Annotated in this window: 14 protein-coding genes and 1 tRNA gene; 12 read left to right on the forward strand and 3 right to left on the reverse strand. The window is 60.3% G+C overall.

Annotated features, from left to right (window positions below; all coding sequences use genetic code 11):
• Positions 1 to 25: 25 nt before the first annotated feature.
• The 11 genes from arcA (at position 26) to PspS34_RS22075 (ending at position 13,248) form a co-directional block, all read left to right on the forward strand.
• Entirely contained in the window at positions 26 to 1,282 is a 1,257-nt protein-coding gene (gene arcA, locus PspS34_RS22025; protein WP_159390333.1) for an arginine deiminase, read from the forward strand.
• Between the two features lie 81 nt (positions 1,283 to 1,363).
• A complete protein-coding gene (locus tag PspS34_RS22030; RefSeq protein ID WP_057713529.1) occupies positions 1,364 to 2,374 on the forward strand; it encodes an ornithine carbamoyltransferase in 1,011 nt (336 codons plus the stop codon).
• A gap of 184 nt (positions 2,375 to 2,558) precedes the next feature.
• Positions 2,559 to 3,488 carry a carbamate kinase gene (gene arcC / locus PspS34_RS22035; RefSeq protein ID WP_154860423.1) on the forward strand — a complete coding sequence of 310 codons (930 nt, stop codon included), beginning with the start codon at positions 2,559 to 2,561 and terminating at the stop codon, positions 3,486 to 3,488.
• Between the two features lie 63 nt (positions 3,489 to 3,551).
• Positions 3,552 to 3,914 (forward strand): DUF5064 family protein, encoded by a 363-nt coding sequence (locus PspS34_RS22040; protein WP_090457435.1) that lies wholly within the window; start codon positions 3,552 to 3,554, stop codon positions 3,912 to 3,914.
• A gap of 210 nt (positions 3,915 to 4,124) precedes the next feature.
• Positions 4,125 to 5,633, forward strand: coding sequence for a sigma-54-dependent transcriptional regulator (locus PspS34_RS22045; RefSeq protein WP_150813296.1), 1,509 nt, complete (start codon positions 4,125 to 4,127; stop codon positions 5,631 to 5,633).
• Positions 5,634 to 6,060: 427 nt separating this feature from the next.
• Positions 6,061 to 6,444 carry a glycine cleavage system protein GcvH gene (gene gcvH / locus PspS34_RS22050; protein WP_007996035.1) on the forward strand — a complete coding sequence of 128 codons (384 nt, stop codon included), beginning with the start codon at positions 6,061 to 6,063 and terminating at the stop codon, positions 6,442 to 6,444.
• A gap of 11 nt (positions 6,445 to 6,455) precedes the next feature.
• On the forward strand, positions 6,456 to 9,308 hold the full coding sequence (gene gcvP / locus PspS34_RS22055; protein ID WP_150813297.1) for an aminomethyl-transferring glycine dehydrogenase: 2,853 nt from the start codon (positions 6,456 to 6,458) through the stop codon (positions 9,306 to 9,308).
• Between the two features lie 204 nt (positions 9,309 to 9,512).
• The gene (locus PspS34_RS22060) at positions 9,513 to 10,889 is read left to right on the forward strand and encodes an L-serine ammonia-lyase (RefSeq protein WP_102670349.1); all 1,377 of its coding nucleotides are present in this window, start codon (positions 9,513 to 9,515) and stop codon (positions 10,887 to 10,889) included.
• A gap of 36 nt (positions 10,890 to 10,925) precedes the next feature.
• The gene (gcvT, locus tag PspS34_RS22065; protein ID WP_154860424.1) at positions 10,926 to 12,050 is read left to right on the forward strand and encodes a glycine cleavage system aminomethyltransferase GcvT; all 1,125 of its coding nucleotides are present in this window, start codon (positions 10,926 to 10,928) and stop codon (positions 12,048 to 12,050) included.
• 402 nt (positions 12,051 to 12,452) lie between these two features.
• Complete coding sequence (locus PspS34_RS22070) at positions 12,453 to 12,665, forward strand: cold-shock protein (RefSeq protein WP_007977299.1); 213 nt, start codon at positions 12,453 to 12,455, stop codon at positions 12,663 to 12,665.
• 94 nt (positions 12,666 to 12,759) lie between these two features.
• A complete protein-coding gene (locus tag PspS34_RS22075; protein WP_057713522.1) occupies positions 12,760 to 13,248 on the forward strand; it encodes an RDD family protein in 489 nt (162 codons plus the stop codon).
• 137 nt (positions 13,249 to 13,385) lie between these two features.
• On the opposite strand, the gene nadA is transcribed toward PspS34_RS22075, so the two are convergent.
• Complete coding sequence (gene nadA / locus PspS34_RS22080; RefSeq protein WP_007995624.1) at positions 13,386 to 14,444, reverse strand: quinolinate synthase NadA; 1,059 nt, start codon at positions 14,442 to 14,444, stop codon at positions 13,386 to 13,388.
• A gap of 352 nt (positions 14,445 to 14,796) precedes the next feature.
• On the opposite strand from nadA, the gene PspS34_RS22085 reads away from it, so the two are divergent.
• Positions 14,797 to 15,753 (forward strand): alpha/beta hydrolase, encoded by a 957-nt coding sequence (locus tag PspS34_RS22085; RefSeq protein WP_154860425.1) that lies wholly within the window; start codon positions 14,797 to 14,799, stop codon positions 15,751 to 15,753.
• 98 nt (positions 15,754 to 15,851) lie between these two features.
• On the opposite strand, the gene PspS34_RS22090 is transcribed toward PspS34_RS22085, so the two are convergent.
• A tRNA-Lys gene (locus tag PspS34_RS22090) sits at positions 15,852 to 15,927 on the reverse strand.
• A gap of 63 nt (positions 15,928 to 15,990) precedes the next feature.
• Positions 15,991 to 16,683, reverse strand: a complete 693-nt coding sequence (queC, locus tag PspS34_RS22095; protein WP_090457445.1) for a 7-cyano-7-deazaguanine synthase QueC — start codon at positions 16,681 to 16,683, stop codon at positions 15,991 to 15,993.
• Position 16,684: the final 1 nt, after the last annotated feature.

The raw sequence follows: 16,684 nt of genomic DNA on the forward strand, positions 1-16,684 counted from the left end.
TTTTGTCATCTGGAGGATCACTGTAATGACCACGGAAAAAGTTAAGTACGGCGTCCATTCCGAGGCCGGCAAACTGCGCAAAGTCATGGTTTGCTCCCCAGGCCTGGCCCATCAGCGGCTGACCCCGAACAACTGCGATGAACTGCTGTTCGATGATGTGCTGTGGGTGGCCCAGGCCAAGCGCGACCACTTCGACTTCGTTACCAAGATGCGCGAACGCAACATCGATGTGCTGGAAATGCACAACCTGCTGACCGACATCGTCGCTATCCCCGAAGCCCTGGACTGGATTCTGGAGCGTAAGGTCATCGCCAACTCGGTGGGCCTTGGCCTGATCAATGAAACCTCTTCGTGGCTGCGCAGCCTGGAGCCGCGCAAGATCGCCGAGTTCCTGATCGGCGGCGTCTCGGGCGACGATCTGCCCTCCAGTTTCGGTGGCAAGGCCATCGAGATGTTCCGCGACTTCCTCGGCAACTCCAGCTTCATCCTGCCGCCGCTGCCCAACACCCAGTTCACCCGCGACACCACCTGCTGGATTTACGGTGGCGTCACCCTCAACCCGATGTACTGGCCGGCACGTCGTCAGGAAACCCTGCTGACCACCGCCATCTACAAATTCCACCCCGAGTTCACCAAAGCAGATTTCGAGATCTGGTACGGCGACCCGGACCTGGACCACGGTAACTCCACCCTTGAGGGCGGTGATGTGATGCCGATCGGCAACGGCGTGGTCTTGATCGGCATGGGCGAACGCTCGTCGCGCCAGGCCATTGCCCAACTGGCGGTGAACCTGTTCAAAAACAAAGCCGTGGAGAAAGTGATCGTCGCCGGCCTGCCGAAATCCCGCGCGGCGATGCACCTGGACACCGTCTTCAGCTTCTGCGATCGCGACCTCGTCACGATCTTCCCGGAAGTGGTGAACCAGATTGTCGCCTTCACCCTGCGTCCCGATGAAAGCAAGGCGGGCGGCATCGATATCCGCCGCGAAGAAACCAGCTTCCTCGACACCGTGGCCCAGGCCCTGAACCTCAAAGCGTTGCGCGTGGTGGAAACCGGCGGCAACAGCTTCGCCGCCGAACGCGAGCAATGGGACGACGGCAACAACGTAGTGGCCGTGGAGCCAGGCGTGGTCATCGGCTACGACCGCAATACCTACACCAACACCCTGCTGCGCAAGGCCGGTGTGGAAGTGATCACCATCAGCGCCGGCGAACTCGGCCGGGGACGGGGCGGCGGCCATTGCATGACCTGCCCGATCATCCGCGACCCGATTGACTACTAACCTATTGCCTTGGACCGCGCTGCCCTCTACCCAAGGGTATGCGCAGGCCAAGGGGATTACCGACACCTTAGGAGATCCAAAATGGCGTTCAATATCCATAACCGCAATCTGCTGAGCCTGGAACACCACACCCCTCGCGAATTGCGCTACCTGCTCGACCTGTCCCGCGACCTCAAGCGTGCCAAGTACACCGGCACCGAACAGCAGCATCTCAAGGGCAACAACATCGCGCTGATCTTCGAAAAGACCTCGACCCGCACCCGCTGCGCGTTTGAAGTTGCAGCCTATGACCAGGGCGCCAACGTCACCTACATCGACCCGAATTCCTCGCAGATCGGCCACAAGGAAAGCATGAAGGACACCGCCCGCGTGCTCGGGCGCATGTATGACGCCATCGAGTACCGTGGCTTCAAGCAGGAAATCGTCGAGGAACTGGCCAAGTTCGCAGGCGTACCGGTGTTCAACGGCTTGACCGACGAATATCACCCGACGCAAATGATCGCCGACGTGCTGACCATGCGTGAGCACGCCGACAAGCCGATCCACGAGATCAGCTACGCCTACCTGGGCGATGCGCGCAACAACATGGGCAACTCCCTGCTGCTGATCGGCGCCAAGCTCGGCATGGACGTGCGCATCTGTGCGCCAAAAGCCCTGTGGCCAGCGGACGACCTGGTGGCGCGCTGCAAACAGTACGGCGAAGAAAGCGGTGCGCGCATTACCCTCACCGAAGACCCGAAAGCGGCGGTCAAGGGTGTGGACTTCATCCACACCGACGTCTGGGTGTCGATGGGCGAGCCGGTTGAAGCCTGGGCCGAACGCATCCAGCAATTGCTGCCGTATCAGGTCAACGCCGAACTGATGAAAGCCACCGGCAACCCGCGCACCAAGTTCATGCACTGCCTGCCGGCGTTCCACAACTGTGATACCAAAGTCGGCAAGCAGATTGCCGAGCAGTACCCGTACCTGAGCAACGGCATCGAAGTGACCGATGACGTGTTCGAGTCGCCGGCCTGCATCGCCTTCGAGCAAGCGGAAAACCGCATGCACACCATCAAGGCGATTCTGGTGTCAACGCTGGCTGATCTATAACGGCTGACTGGCTCCCACTGACGGAACACGGTCAATGTGGGAGCTGGCTCGCCTGCGATGGCAGCGCCGCGGTGCATCTGACAAACCGAGGCGATCCCATCGCGAGCAAGCTCGCTCCCACAGGATCGGGTTCCATCGACAGACCGAGTCGCCCGTTTACTTCTCTTTTAGAAGGACTAGCACCATGCGTATCGTCGTAGCTCTTGGCGGTAATGCCCTGCTCCGCCGGGGCGAACCCATGACCGCTGACAACCAGCGCGCCAACATCCGGATCGCCACCGAACAGATCGCCAAGATCCATCCCGGCAACCAACTGGTCATCGCCCACGGCAATGGCCCTCAAGTCGGCCTGCTGTCATTGCAGGCGGCGGCCTACACCTCGGTTTCGCCTTATCCGCTGGACGTGCTCGGTGCCGAAACCGAAGGCATGATCGGCTACATCATCGAACAGGAACTGGGCAATCTGCTGGACTTCGAAGTGCCCTTCGCGACCTTGCTGACCCAGGTCGAAGTCGATGCCAATGACCCGGCCTTCAAGAACCCGACCAAACCCATCGGCCCTGTCTATTCCAAGGAAGAGGCCGAAGCACTCGCCGCCGAGAAAGGCTGGGCCATTGCCCCGGACGGTGACAAATACCGTCGCGTGGTCGCCAGCCCGAAACCGAAACGCATCTTCGAAATCCGTCCGATCAAATGGCTGCTGGAAAAAAGCAGCATCGTGATCTGCGCCGGTGGTGGCGGTATTCCGACCATGTATACCTCCCCCGGCAAACTCGAGGGCGTCGAAGCGGTCATCGACAAGGACCTGTGCTCAGCGCTGCTGGCCGAACAGCTTGAAGCCGATCTGCTGGTGATCGCCACCGACGTCAACGCCGCCTTCATCGACTTTGGCAAACCCACGCAGAAAGCCATCGCCCAGGCCCACCCCGACGAAATGGAAAAACTCGGCTTCGCCGCCGGCTCCATGGGACCGAAGGTGCAGGCAGCCTGCGAATTCGCGCGCCATACTGGGAAAGTCGCAGTGATCGGCTCGCTCTCGGACATCGAAGCGATCGTCCAGGGCAAGGCCGGTACGCGCATCAGTACGGCGACACCGGGCATCAGCTATCAGTAAACGAAACGGCGGGGCAGGCCTGGAGCCGGCCCCGATTCAAGATCTTTTGAAGGAGAGTCAACAATGGCAACGTTCGAGCCGGGTCACCTGCACATCGAGCGACACGCGCTGAACAAGGATGACGTCAGCTACAACATCTGCATCGACTATGAAGTCGCCCAGGACCCCAAGGAAGGCAAAGGGATGCAGTTCAAGATGCACGGCAGCATCCAGGGCAAGGACATGAGCGAGACGTTCTTCCTGCCCAAGGACATGGCCTACAACTTCGCCAGCAACGTCACCAAGATTGCCGAGAAGCACGGCATCCCGAAAACCCATAGCAACATCGGTTCGATCCACAAGCATTACGACGCCATGTTCGAGGACGTGCGGGTACAACTGAACATGAAATCGGGCGACCCGGTCAAACCCGAGCACCTGGAATAATTGATTCACCACAATCTACTGTGGGAGCGGGCTTGCTCGCGAAAGCGGTGTATCTGTCGCCAACGATGGTGTCTGACACGACGCTTTCGCGAGCAAGCCCGCTCCCACATTGGTTCGGTGGGCACTCGCAAATCCGTTTCAAAATTTCACCATTAGCCCGCCCCAAGGCATACTTGCCACCCTTCGCACTGCAGAACCCAAGACCGCCCCATGCGTATCCACGTCAGCTTCATCGACCGCGTCGGTATCACCCAGGAAGTCCTGGCCCTGCTCGGCGGGCGCAATCTGAACCTGGATGCGGTGGAAATGGTCCCGCCCAATGTTTATATCGACGCCCCGACGCTGAGCCCGCAAGTCCTCGAGGAACTGCGTGATGCCCTGTTCAGCGTGCGTGGCGTGCAAGCGGTGACGGTGGTCGACATCCTGCCCGGCCAGCGCCGGCACCTGCAGCTCGACGCGTTGCTGGCCGCCATGACCGACCCGGTACTGGCGCTGGACAGTGACGGCAAGGTGCTGCTGGCCAACCCGGCCCTGATCGCCCTGTACGGCCGCGAACCGGACGGTGAAAGCGTGGCCGACCTGTTTGCCGACCCGGCCTTGCTCGACACCCTGCTCGAACACGGCTTTCGCCTGCCGCTGCGGGAAATCACCGTCAACGGCCAGACCCTGTTGCTCGACGCCACACCGATCACCGACGCCGGCGCCCTGCTGACCCTGTACCAACCGAACCGCATCGGCGAACGCCTTTCCGCGCTGCACCATGACCACGCCGAAGGTTTCGATGCCCTGCTCGGCGAGTCCCCGGTGATCCGCACCCTCAAGGCGCGTGCCCAGCGGGTGGCGGCCCTCGATGCACCGTTGCTGATACAGGGCGAAACCGGCACCGGCAAGGAACTGGTGGCCCGCGCCTGCCACGCCATCAGCGCCCGGCACAGCGCACCGTTTCTGGCGTTGAACTGCGCGGCATTGCCGGAGAACCTCGCCGAAAGTGAACTGTTCGGCTACGCCCCCGGCGCCTTCACCGGCGCACAACGAGGGGGTAAGCCGGGACTGATGGAGTTGGCCAACCAGGGCACGGTGTTTCTCGATGAAATCGGCGAGATGTCGCCGTATTTGCAAGCCAAATTGCTGCGTTTCCTCAACGACGGCAGTTTTCGCCGGGTCGGCGGTGACCGTGAGGTCAAGGTCAACGTACGGATCCTCAGCGCCACCCACCGCGACCTGGAAAAAATGGTCAGCGAAGGCCTGTTCCGCGAGGACCTGTTCTATCGCCTCAACGTCCTCAACGTCGAAGTGCCGCCCCTGCGCGAACGCGGCCAGGACATCCTGCTGCTGGCCCGCTACTTCATGCAGCAGGCCTGTGCGCAGATCCAGCGACCGATCTGTCGCCTGGCGCCGGGCACTTACCCGGCGCTGCTGGGCAACCGCTGGCCAGGCAACGTGCGGCAATTGCAGAACGTGATCTTCCGCGCCGCGGCGATCTGCGAAAGCAGTCTGGTGGACATCGGCGACCTCGACATCGCCGGCACCTCGGTAGCCCGCCAAGGCGATCATGACGTCGACAGCCTGGAACAGGCCATGGACGAGTTCGAGAAAACCCTGCTGGAAAAACTCTACGCCAGCTACCCCTCGACCCGGCAACTCGCGACCCGGCTGCAAACCTCCCACACGGCAATTGCCCATCGGTTGCGCAAGTACGGGATTCCGAGCAAGGCCTGAACCACACTCGGTCAATGTGGGAGCGGGCTTGCTCGCGAAGGCGTAGTGTCAGGCAGCATTGATATCGACTGACACACCGCTTTCGCGAGCAAGCCCGCTCCCACAGGTTCACCTCCAGTCTGAAAATCGCGCCAAAAACGACCTCCACCTGTACTGAAAGCGCTACAGCGGAACGATATCGCTACACCCCTCTCCGATCACGGCCGTGCAAGGCTTTGATCCACCTCGGCTTTTATCCTTGACATATACCGTATCGATTTCGCTACAACGAGTGAATTTCAGCGTTTGTCGAAACCACCTAAATCATTGATCAATAACAATAAAAACAACGTTGGCCGCGTTCTTGCTATGTAGTCCTCCATAACCTGGGCATTGCCCAAGCCTTCAATCGCGTCCACCAGACGAGTCTGGCCCCTTAGGAGTTTCCATGAGCGAGTTGCGTTTTACTGAAGATCACGAATGGCTGCGCACCGAAGCTGACGGCAGCGTCACGGTCGGCATCACCGCTTTCGCACAGAACGCCCTGGGCGACGTGGTTTTCGTTCAACTGCCTGAGCTGCAGTCCTACGACAAAGGCGCCGAAGCCGCCACCGTGGAATCGGTAAAGGCTGCAAGCGGCGTGTACATGCCGCTGGACGGCGAAGTGCTGGAAGTGAACCCGGCGCTCGACAGCAGCCCTGAACTGGTCAACGAAGATCCGCTGGGCGAAGGCTGGTTCTTCCGTTTCAAACCAAGCGACGCCGCCGCTGTCGGCCAACTGTTGGATCAGGACGCCTACGACCGCCTGATCAAAGCCCAAGCCGAAGCCTGAGGAGCACCGACATGACCCAGATCAATTTGACTACCGCCAACGAATTCATCGCCCGTCACATCGGCCCGCGCGCCGGTGACGAGCAAGCCATGCTCAACAGCCTCGGTTTCGACTCCCTGGAAGCCCTGAGCGCCAGCGTGATTCCCGACAGCATCAAGGGCACTAGCGTCCTCGGCCTGGAAGATGGCTTGAGCGAAGCCGATGCCCTGGCCTTGATCAAGTCCATCGCGACTAAAAACCAGCTGTTCAAGACCTACATCGGCCAAGGCTACTACGGCACCCACACGCCGTCGCCGATCCTGCGCAACCTGCTGGAAAACCCGGCCTGGTACACCGCCTACACCCCGTACCAGCCAGAAATTTCCCAGGGTCGTCTCGAAGCGCTGCTGAACTTCCAGACCCTGATCAGCGACCTCACCGGCCTGCCGATCGCCAACGCCTCGCTGCTCGACGAAGCCACCGCCGCTGCCGAAGCCATGACCTTCTGCAAACGCCTGAGCAAGAACAAAAGCAGCCACGCTTTCTTCGCCTCCGTGCATTGCCACCCGCAGACCCTCGACGTACTGCGCACCCGTGCCGAGCCTCTGGGCATCGACGTGGTGGTGGGCGACGAGCGTGAACTGAGCGACGTGACGCCGTTCTTCGGCGCTCTGCTGCAATACCCGGCGAGCAACGGTGACGTGTTCGATTACCGCGAGCTGACCGAACGCTTCCACGCTGCCAACGCCCTCGTTGCCGTGGCAGCCGACCTGCTGGCCCTGACCGTGCTGACCGCGCCTGGCGAATTCGGCGCCGACGTGGCCATCGGCAGCGCACAACGCTTCGGCGTGCCGCTGGGCTTCGGTGGCCCGCACGCGGCGTACTTCTCCACCAAGGACGCATTCAAACGTGACATGCCGGGCCGCCTGGTCGGTGTTTCGGTAGACCGTTTCGGCAACCCGGCCCTGCGCCTAGCCATGCAGACCCGCGAGCAACACATCCGTCGCGAGAAAGCCACCAGCAACATCTGCACCGCACAAGTACTGCTGGCAAACATCGCCAGCATGTACGCCGTGTACCACGGTCCGAAAGGCCTGACGCAGATCGCCAATCGCGTGCATCACCTGACTGCAATCCTGGCCAAAGGCTTGAGTGCACTGGGTCTGAACGTCGAGCAAACCAGCTTCTTCGACACCCTGACGGTGAAGGCCGGCGCGCAAACCGCCGCCCTGCACGACAAGGCACACGCCCAGCGCATCAATCTGCGCGTGGTCGATGGTGAGCGCCTGGGCCTGTCCCTGGACGAAACCACCACTCAGGCCGACGTTGAAACCCTGTGGAGCCTGCTGTCCGACGGCAAGGCCCTGCCGGACTTCGCCGCCCTCGCCGCCTCGGTGCAGAGCGCCATCCCGGCCACGCTGGTGCGTCAGTCGCCGATCCTCAGCCACCCGGTGTTCAACCGCTATCACTCGGAAACCGAGCTGATGCGCTACCTGCGCAAACTGGCGGACAAGGACCTGGCGCTGGACCGCACCATGATCCCGCTGGGTTCGTGCACCATGAAACTCAACGCCGCCAGCGAAATGATCCCGGTGACCTGGGCCGAGTTCGGTGCCCTGCACCCATTCGCCCCGGCCGAGCAAAGCGTCGGCTACCAGCAATTGACCGACGAGCTGGAAGCGATGCTCTGCGCCGCCACCGGTTATGACTCGGTGTCCCTGCAACCGAACGCCGGCTCCCAGGGTGAATACGCAGGTCTGCTGGCGATCCGTGCCTACCACCAGAGCCGTGGCGAAGACCGTCGCGACATCTGCCTGATCCCGTCGTCGGCCCACGGCACCAACCCGGCCACCGCACAAATGGCCGGCATGCGCGTGGTCGTCACCGCGTGCGATGCCCGTGGCAACGTCGACATCGAAGACCTGCGCGCCAAGGCCATCGAGCACCGCGAACACCTCGCCGCGCTGATGATCACCTACCCGTCGACCCACGGCGTGTTCGAAGAAGGCATCCGCGAAATCTGCGGCATCATTCATGACAACGGCGGCCAGGTGTACATCGACGGCGCCAACATGAACGCCATGGTCGGCCTCTGTGCCCCGGGCAAGTTCGGCGGCGACGTTTCGCACCTGAACCTGCACAAGACCTTCTGCATTCCCCACGGTGGTGGCGGCCCGGGCGTCGGCCCGATCGGCGTGAAATCGCACCTGGCGCCATTCCTGCCGGGCCACGCACAGATGGAGCGCAAGGAAGGCGCCGTTTGCGCGGCACCGTTCGGCAGCGCGAGCATCCTGCCGATCACCTGGATGTACATTCGTATGATGGGTGGCGCGGGCCTCAAGCGTGCTTCGCAGCTGGCGATCCTCAATGCCAACTACATCTCCCGTCGCCTGGAAGAGCACTATCCAGTGCTGTACACCGGCAGCAACGGCCTGGTGGCGCACGAGTGCATCCTCGACCTGCGTCCACTGAAAGACAGCAGCGGCATCAGTGTCGATGACGTCGCCAAGCGTCTGATCGACTTCGGCTTCCACGCGCCGACCATGTCGTTCCCGGTGGCAGGCACGCTGATGATCGAGCCGACCGAAAGCGAATCCAAGGAAGAACTGGACCGCTTCTGCGACGCCATGATCCGCATCCGCGAAGAAATCCGCGCAGTGGAAAATGGCACGCTGGACAAGGACGACAACCCGCTGAAAAACGCGCCGCACACCGCCAAGGAACTGGTTGGCGAGTGGTCGCACCCGTACAGCCGTGAACAAGCGGTTTACCCGGTTGCGTCGCTGATCGAAGGCAAGTACTGGCCACCGGTCGGTCGCGTCGACAACGTGTTCGGCGACCGCAACCTGGTCTGCGCCTGCCCGTCGATCGAAAGCTACGCTTAAACCAATGAGGGGGCGGGTTTGCTCGCCCCTCTCAAGAACACCGCATATCCCCTTGTGGGAGCGGGCTTGCTCGCGAAAGCGGTGGGTCAGACAACATTGATGGTGACTGATCCACCGCTTTCGCGAGCAAGCCCGCTCACACAGGGATTTGTGCCACACCTCTAATTTCTGCCAATACCTATAACAAGAAACCGGAGAACCACCATGTCGTTAAGCGTGTTCGACCTGTTCAAGATTGGCATCGGCCCCTCCAGTTCCCACACCGTCGGCCCGATGCGTGCCGCTGCGCGCTTCGCCGAAGGTTTGCGCCGCGAAAACCTGCTTGAAGCCACCGCCTGCGTCAAAGTCGAGCTGTATGGTTCGCTCGGTGCCACCGGCAAGGGCCACGGCAGTGACAAGGCTGTGCTGCTCGGCCTGGAAGGCGAACACCCGGACACCGTGGATACAGAGACCGTCGCCGCGCGCCTGCAAGAGATTCGCGGCAACGGCCGCTTGAACCTGCTCGGCGAACACAGCATTGCGTTCAACGAGAAAGAACACCTGGCGATGATTCGCAAACCGTTGGCCTATCACCCCAACGGCATGATTTTCCGCGCCTTCGACGCCGCGGGCCTGCAGATCCGCAGCCGCGAGTACTACTCAGTCGGCGGCGGTTTTGTGGTCGATGAAGACGCCGCCGGCGCCGACCGCATCGTCGAAGACGCCACCCCCCTGACCTTTCCGTTCAAAAGCGCCAAGGATCTTCTCGGTCATTGCGTCAAATACGGGCTGTCCATCAGCCAAGTGATGTTGACCAACGAAAGCGCCTGGCGTCCGGAAGCGGAAACCCGCGCCGGCCTGCTTAAAATCTGGCAAGTGATGCAGGACTGCGTCGCCGCCGGATGCCGCAATGAAGGCATCCTGCCCGGTGGGCTGAAGGTCAAGCGCCGGGCCGCCGCACTGCATCGGCAATTGTGCAAGAACCCGGAATCGTCGTTGCGCGATCCCCTGTCGGTGCTGGACTGGGTCAACCTCTACGCGCTGGCGGTCAACGAAGAAAACGCCAATGGCGGGCGCGTGGTCACGGCACCGACCAACGGCGCGGCCGGGATCATTCCGGCGGTGCTGCATTACTACATGCGCTTCATCCCCGGCGCGAATGACGACGGCGTGGTGCGCTTTCTGCTCACTGCCGCAGCCATCGGCATTCTGTACAAGGAAAACGCCTCGATTTCCGGCGCCGAGGTCGGCTGTCAGGGTGAAGTCGGCGTCGCCTGCTCGATGGCCGCCGGTGCCTTGTGCGAAGTACTCGGCGGCAGCGTGCAGCAAGTGGAAAACGCCGCGGAAATCGGCATGGAACACAACCTCGGACTGACCTGCGACCCGATTGGCGGGCTGGTGCAAGTGCCTTGCATCGAGCGCAACGCCATGGGCTCGGTCAAGGCCATCAATGCGGTGCGCATGGCGCTGCGCGGCGATGGACAACACTTCGTCTCCCTCGACAAGGTCATCCGCACCATGCGCCAGACCGGCGCCGACATGAAAAGCAAATACAAGGAAACCGCCCGTGGCGGTTTGGCGGTCAACATTATCGAGTGCTGATGCGCGCTCATCTGCACCCTTTTTCAGGAGCTGAATATGTCCACCGAACAACTGTTGAAAACTCCGTTGCACGCACTGCACATCGAACTCGGCGCCCGCATGGTGCCCTTCGCCGGCTACGACATGCCCGTGCAGTACCCGCTGGGCGTGATGAAAGAACACCAGCACACCCGCGACCAGGCGGGGTTGTTCGATGTCTCGCACATGGGCCAGATTCGCCTGACCGGCGCCAATGCCGCCAAGGCCCTGGAAACCCTGGTGCCTGTGGACATCATCGACCTGCCAGTGGGCATGCAACGCTACGCGATGTTCACCAATGCGACGGGCGGCATCCTCGATGACCTGATGGTCGCCAACCTGGGTAATGACGAACTGTTCCTGGTGGTCAACGCCGCCTGCAAGGACCAGGACCTGGCACACCTGCGCAAGCACATTGGCGACCAGTGCACGATCGAACCGCTGTTCGAAGAGCGCGCCCTGCTCGCCCTGCAAGGCCCGGCTGCAGTGACCGTGCTTGCACGTCTGGCCCCTGAAGTGGCGAAGATGACCTTCATGCAGTTCGCCCGCGTGAAGCTGCTGGGCGTGGACTGCTTTGTCAGCCGTTCGGGTTACACCGGTGAAGACGGTTTCGAAATTTCCGTACCCGCCACCAACGCCGAAGCCCTGGCTCGAGCCCTGCTCGCTGAAGCCGAAGTGGCCGCCATCGGCCTGGGCGCCCGCGACTCCCTGCGCCTGGAAGCGGGTTTGTGCCTGTACGGCCACGACATGAATACTGAAACCACCCCGATCGAAGCGAGTCTGCTGTGGGCGATCTCCAAGCCACGTCGCGCTGATGGTGCACGGGCCGGCGGTTTCCCTGGCGCCGAAAGCGTATTCGCCCAGCAACAGGCAGGCGTGAGCCGCAAACGTGTAGGTCTGCTACCACAGGAACGTACACCCGTGCGCGAAGGCGCCGAGATCGTCAACGAAGCCGGCGACATCATCGGCAGCGTCTGCAGCGGTGGTTTCGGGCCTACCTTGGGCGGCCCGCTAGCCATGGGTTACGTCGACAGCGCTTACATCGCACTGGACACACCGGTCTGGGCGATCGTTCGTGGGAAAAAGGTGCCTTTGCTTGTAAGCAAAATGCCATTTGTTCCACAACGCTACTATCGCGGCTGATTGAATGTTCCTATAAGTAACGCGGTTGCGTTAACGGTGCACTAATGTGTAACGCAACCGCCATAAAATAGTGCATTGTTTGGCTATAAGCTTCGATTATGAACTTTGCTTATAACGATCGAAAACAATTGAACAAGGTTAGTGAATAAGGCCCCACTAGTGGACTTACTTTGCCATCAACCTGAGGAAATACGGGGCCTACACGGGGCTTGTTTTTTCTCCCGTAGTTGGCGTAGAGTTTGTTCACTGTGTTTGCATGGGTCGCTTGGAATCGTGACCTGGGCAGTAGCCTACAAGTTAGCTACATCCCGTTCGACGTCTTCTTACTCTCCTGCAACCAGCCCCAGTACTCTTTCATGAGAAGGAGACTGTCATTAATTTTTGCGTCAAAGGAAATAAGAAATGTCCCAACGTCAGAGCGGTACCGTCAAGTGGTTTAACGACGAGAAAGGTTTTGGTTTTATCACTCCTGAAAGCGGTCCGGATCTGTTCGTGCATTTCCGCGCCATCCAGGGCAACGGCTTCAAGAGCCTGAAAGAAGGCCAGAAAGTGACTTTCATCGCCGTGCAGGGCCAGAAAGGCATGCAGGCTGACGAAGTACAAGCAGAAGCCTAATCTTCTGTAACGAAAAAGCCTCTGATGCTGACATCAGGGGCTTTTTTGTGCGCGTAAATCCGTAAAATGGCTTCTTTTTCGCCGAGAGCCTGCCATGTCGAAACACCTGCTTACCCCCCAGGGCGACTTTCCTGCCGCTGGCCTGGGTCGTCGCCTGGCAGCCATGTTCTATGATTTCCTGCTGTGCACCGCCCTGCTGATCGTCACCAGCGGCATCTACAAGATGATCCAGATGGCGATCATCGGCGAAGAAAGGATGCGCACCCTTACCGAAGCCGGGGCGCTGGACGGCGATCCCCTGCTCTCCACGGTCCTGCTGTTCGTACTGTTCGGCTTCTTCGCCAAATTCTGGACCTGGTCCGGTCAGACCCTGGGCATGCAGGTCTGGTGCATCCGCGTGCAGAATGCCGATGGCTCGTCCATCAGCCTGTGGCAGGCCCTGCTGCGCTTTGTGGTGTCGATTGCTTCGTTGCTGTGCGTTGGCCTGGGTTTCTTCTGGTCGCTGTTCGACAAACAGAAACGCAGCTGGCATGACATCTACTCCAATACCGAACTGGTGCGGATTCCGAAGAAGACCAAGTAATCCCTGAACACACAAACCAATGTGGGAGCGGGCTTGCTCGCGAAGGCGTAGTGTCAGCTGATATCAATGCTGCCTGACACTACGCCTTCGCGAGCAAGCCCGCTCCCACAGTTTTTGCTACCAGCTGACAGATAATCTCAGGCGTTACCGGCCAGCTTCATCCGCGCCGCCTGGGTGAAATCAAGCATGCGCTTGAGCGGCCGAATCGCCTGCGGAATCAGTGCCGGGTCGACAAAGATCTCGTTCGCCCCTTCCTTCAACGCCTTGAGCGTGCGCTCAAGGGTGTTCATGGCCATCCACGGGCAATGTGCACAACTGCGGCACGCCGCGCCGTTACCCGCCGTTGGGGCTTCGATAAAGACCTTGTCCGGGCACAACTGCTGCATCTTGTAGAAAATGCCGCGGTCGGTCGCAACGATCAGAGTCTTGTTCGGCAGGCTCTGTGCCGCCGCGATCAACTGACTGGTGGAGCCCACGGCATCCGCCAGTTCGATCACCGAGGTCGGCGACTCCGGGTGCACCAGAATCGCCGCATCCGGGTACAGCGCCTTCATGTCTTCAAGCTGCTTGGACTTGAACTCTTCGTGAACGATGCAGGCACCGTCCCACAGCAGCATGTCGGCACCGGTCTGGCGCTGGATGTAGGTCCCCAGGTGCTTGTCCGGGCCCCAGATGATGGTCTCGCCGTTGTCCATCAGGCTTTCGACGATCTCCAGCGCACAGCTTGAAGTCACCACCCAATCCGCTCGGGCCTTTACCGCAGCCGAAGTGTTGGCGTACACCACCACCGTGCGCTCCGGGTGCTGATCGCAGAACGCGGAAAACTCGTCCACAGGGCAACCCAGGTCGAGCGAACAGGTCGCTTCGAGCGTAGGCATCAGCACGCGTTTTTCCGGGTTGAGGATCTTGGCAGTCTCACCCATGAACTTCACGCCGGCGACAACCACGGTCTTGGCCGGATGGGCGTTGCCGAAACGGGCCATTTCCAGCGAGTCGGAAACACAACCGCCCGTCTCTTCGGCCAGCGCCTGAATGACAGGGTCACAATAGAAGTGGGCCACCAGCACCGCGTCCTGAGCCTTGAGCTCGGCAGCGATGGCAGCACGGTAATAAGCCTCTTCATCGGCAGTCAGCGGCTTGGGCTGTTTGGCGTCGAGGTGGGCTTGAACCAGAAGGCGTTCGGAAATTTGCGTCATGTTCGCAAGACCTGCAGGCGCATTCGCGCGAAAGTCGAGTATACACCCGGCTCCGGACCCTACGGGGTACCGCCGGGAAAGTGAGTATTCATCAGGCACGGACAGCCTTGAAGCTGCGCAAGGCTACAGAATATCCGATGGATGCAAAAGATGATTCTGACCAGGGTGATGAATAGACGCGCCCTGATACAAAGCCTATGGCCTTGATCCTTCGGGAAAAACATTCGCCGTTGCAGTTATCGCACAAAACCTGAATGGCTTTGCCACTAACCTGCGCAAGGGCGGATAGAAGGGTGACGCCGATTAAAGGAAACCGCCCAACCGAAACTGGAACAACCAAAGGACTGAACACATGTCGATCCAACGCCTGATCAAAATCATGACCGCCTCAACCTTGCTGCTCACGGTATGGCTGATGTCTTCAACACTCGTCCTGGCGGGCGCTGATCTGAATCCAGCCGCGACAACCCGGCATTGTGAAACCCCACCCCTCTGCGCGCGCCTGATCCAGGCAGGCAACAGCACCTGGTCGTATTACGAAAGCGAGCGGCAGGGGCCAACGGTGATCCTGATCCACGGGTTTTCATCAAGCAAGCAAGTCTGGTTCGAACCTGGCAAGGCATTGAGTTCGCGTTTCCACGTCATCATCCCCGACCTCCCGGGCTGGGGAGCCTCCACTGACAATGACCATTCCAACTACGACATCGAAGCGCAAGCGACTCGGCTCCGTGACTTTATCCTGGCGCTCGAAGCCGAGAACATCACCCTCATCGGGCATTCAATGGGTGGAGCCATCGCCGGCGTGTATGCAGCCGATCAACCGCAGCGCGTCAGCCGGCTGGTATTGGTAGGCGCGCTGGGGCTGAGCTTCAAAGACAATGATTTCATGCGGGAATTGAATGCTGGAGGCAATCCATTTATCTACGACGATCGTGCAGGCGTCGAACGCACTGCCCGCCTCGTCTATCTGAACCCTCCACAGATGTCTGACCGACAAGTGCAGGAAGCAATCCTTGCCAACCGCGCACAGCGAGCGTTTATCGAATCCACCCTGGCGCAGATTCGCCCCTCCTCGCAATGGCTCGCCCTCGACCACCGGCTGACAAAATTGAACATGCCGGTACTCGGCATCTGGTGTCGCGAGGATAAAGTGATTGATGTCTCGGCGCTGGACACGTTGCGCAACGGTCTTCCTGCCAGTTCAGCGAACGACTCGGTCATCCTTGAAGGGTGCAACCACCTGCCGATGGTCGAACGCCCGGCCGAGACGCTTCAAGCATTGGACGCCTTCATTGCAACGAGTGACTAGCCCAATGCAGCGGTGGCAAGGGCACGTTCTTGCGGGCAAAAAAAAACCCGGAAATCCTCACTTGCGTGGGCCTTCCGGATTTTCTAAACCGCCAAAAATGGTGGGTCGTGTGGGATTCGAACCTACGACCAATTGGTTAAAAGCCAACTGCTCTACCAACTGAGCTAACGACCCGCTGTGTGGTGGCGCGTATAATACTGATTTTTAAGGACTATTCAACACCTATTTTGAAATAAATCAAAAATAAGGGGTTGGATCGCTGATTCCGGCCGCTGCAAAGCCTTCCGCACGCAGTCGGCAGCTGTCGCACTTGCCGCACGCACGGCCTTCATCGTCGGCCTGATAGCAGGAAACGGTCAGCCCGTAGTTCACGCCAAGCTTCACGCCCGCCTGGACGATTTGCGCCTTGCTGAGGTTTTGCAGCGGTGCCTGAATACGGAAGCCATTGCCTTCAACGCCGGCTTTGGTTGCCAGGTTGGCCATGCGCTCGAACGACTCGATGAACTCGGGACGGCAGTCCGGGTAACCGGAGTAATCCACGGCGTTGACGCCGATGAAGATGTCCCGTGCGCCGAGTACTTCTGCCCAGCCCAGCGCCAGGGACAGGAACACCGTGTTACGCGCAGGCACGTAAGTCACGGGAATGCCTTCACCGAGCTCCTCTGGAATATCGATGCTGCTGTCGGTCAGGGCCGAGCCGCCCATGCCGTTCAGGTTCAGGCCTATCACCTTGTGCTCGACCACACCCAGGTCCCGCGCCACACGCTCGGCGGCGTACAGTTCGGCGTGAGAGCGCTGGCCGTAGTCGAAGCTCATGGTGTAGCAGCTGTAGCCTTCGGCGCGCGCCATGGCCACGACGGTCGCCGAGTCCAGGCCACCGGACAGCAGGATGACCGCACGTTTTTCAGCAGTATTGAGTTGTTCAGTCATT

The sequence above is a fragment of the Pseudomonas sp. S34 genome (assembly GCF_009866745.1).
In the GTDB taxonomy this organism is placed as follows: Bacteria; Pseudomonadota; Gammaproteobacteria; order Pseudomonadales; family Pseudomonadaceae; genus Aquipseudomonas; species Aquipseudomonas jessenii.

Bases quoted from the DNA above. Each gene is read 5' to 3' on its own strand.
- PspS34_RS22070 (WP_007977299.1), top strand. From the start codon at position 12,453: ATGTCCCAACGTCAGAGCGGTACCGTCAAGTGGTTTAACGACGAGAAA.
- arcC (WP_154860423.1), top strand. From the start codon at position 2,559: ATGCGTATCGTCGTAGCTCTTGGCGGTAATGCCCTGCTCCGCCGGGGC.
- PspS34_RS22040 (WP_090457435.1), top strand. From the start codon at position 3,552: ATGGCAACGTTCGAGCCGGGTCACCTGCACATCGAGCGACACGCGCTG.
- PspS34_RS22045 (WP_150813296.1), top strand. From the start codon at position 4,125: ATGCGTATCCACGTCAGCTTCATCGACCGCGTCGGTATCACCCAGGAA.
- PspS34_RS22030 (WP_057713529.1), top strand. From the start codon at position 1,364: ATGGCGTTCAATATCCATAACCGCAATCTGCTGAGCCTGGAACACCAC.
- gcvP (WP_150813297.1), top strand. From the start codon at position 6,456: ATGACCCAGATCAATTTGACTACCGCCAACGAATTCATCGCCCGTCAC.
- nadA (WP_007995624.1), bottom strand. From the start codon at position 14,444: ATGACGCAAATTTCCGAACGCCTTCTGGTTCAAGCCCACCTCGACGCC.
- gcvT (WP_154860424.1), top strand. From the start codon at position 10,926: ATGTCCACCGAACAACTGTTGAAAACTCCGTTGCACGCACTGCACATC.
- PspS34_RS22085 (WP_154860425.1), top strand. From the start codon at position 14,797: ATGTCGATCCAACGCCTGATCAAAATCATGACCGCCTCAACCTTGCTG.
- queC (WP_090457445.1), bottom strand. From the start codon at position 16,683: ATGACTGAACAACTCAATACTGCTGAAAAACGTGCGGTCATCCTGCTG.
- PspS34_RS22060 (WP_102670349.1), top strand. From the start codon at position 9,513: ATGTCGTTAAGCGTGTTCGACCTGTTCAAGATTGGCATCGGCCCCTCC.
- PspS34_RS22075 (WP_057713522.1), top strand. From the start codon at position 12,760: ATGTCGAAACACCTGCTTACCCCCCAGGGCGACTTTCCTGCCGCTGGC.
- gcvH (WP_007996035.1), top strand. From the start codon at position 6,061: ATGAGCGAGTTGCGTTTTACTGAAGATCACGAATGGCTGCGCACCGAA.
- arcA (WP_159390333.1), top strand. From the start codon at position 26: ATGACCACGGAAAAAGTTAAGTACGGCGTCCATTCCGAGGCCGGCAAA.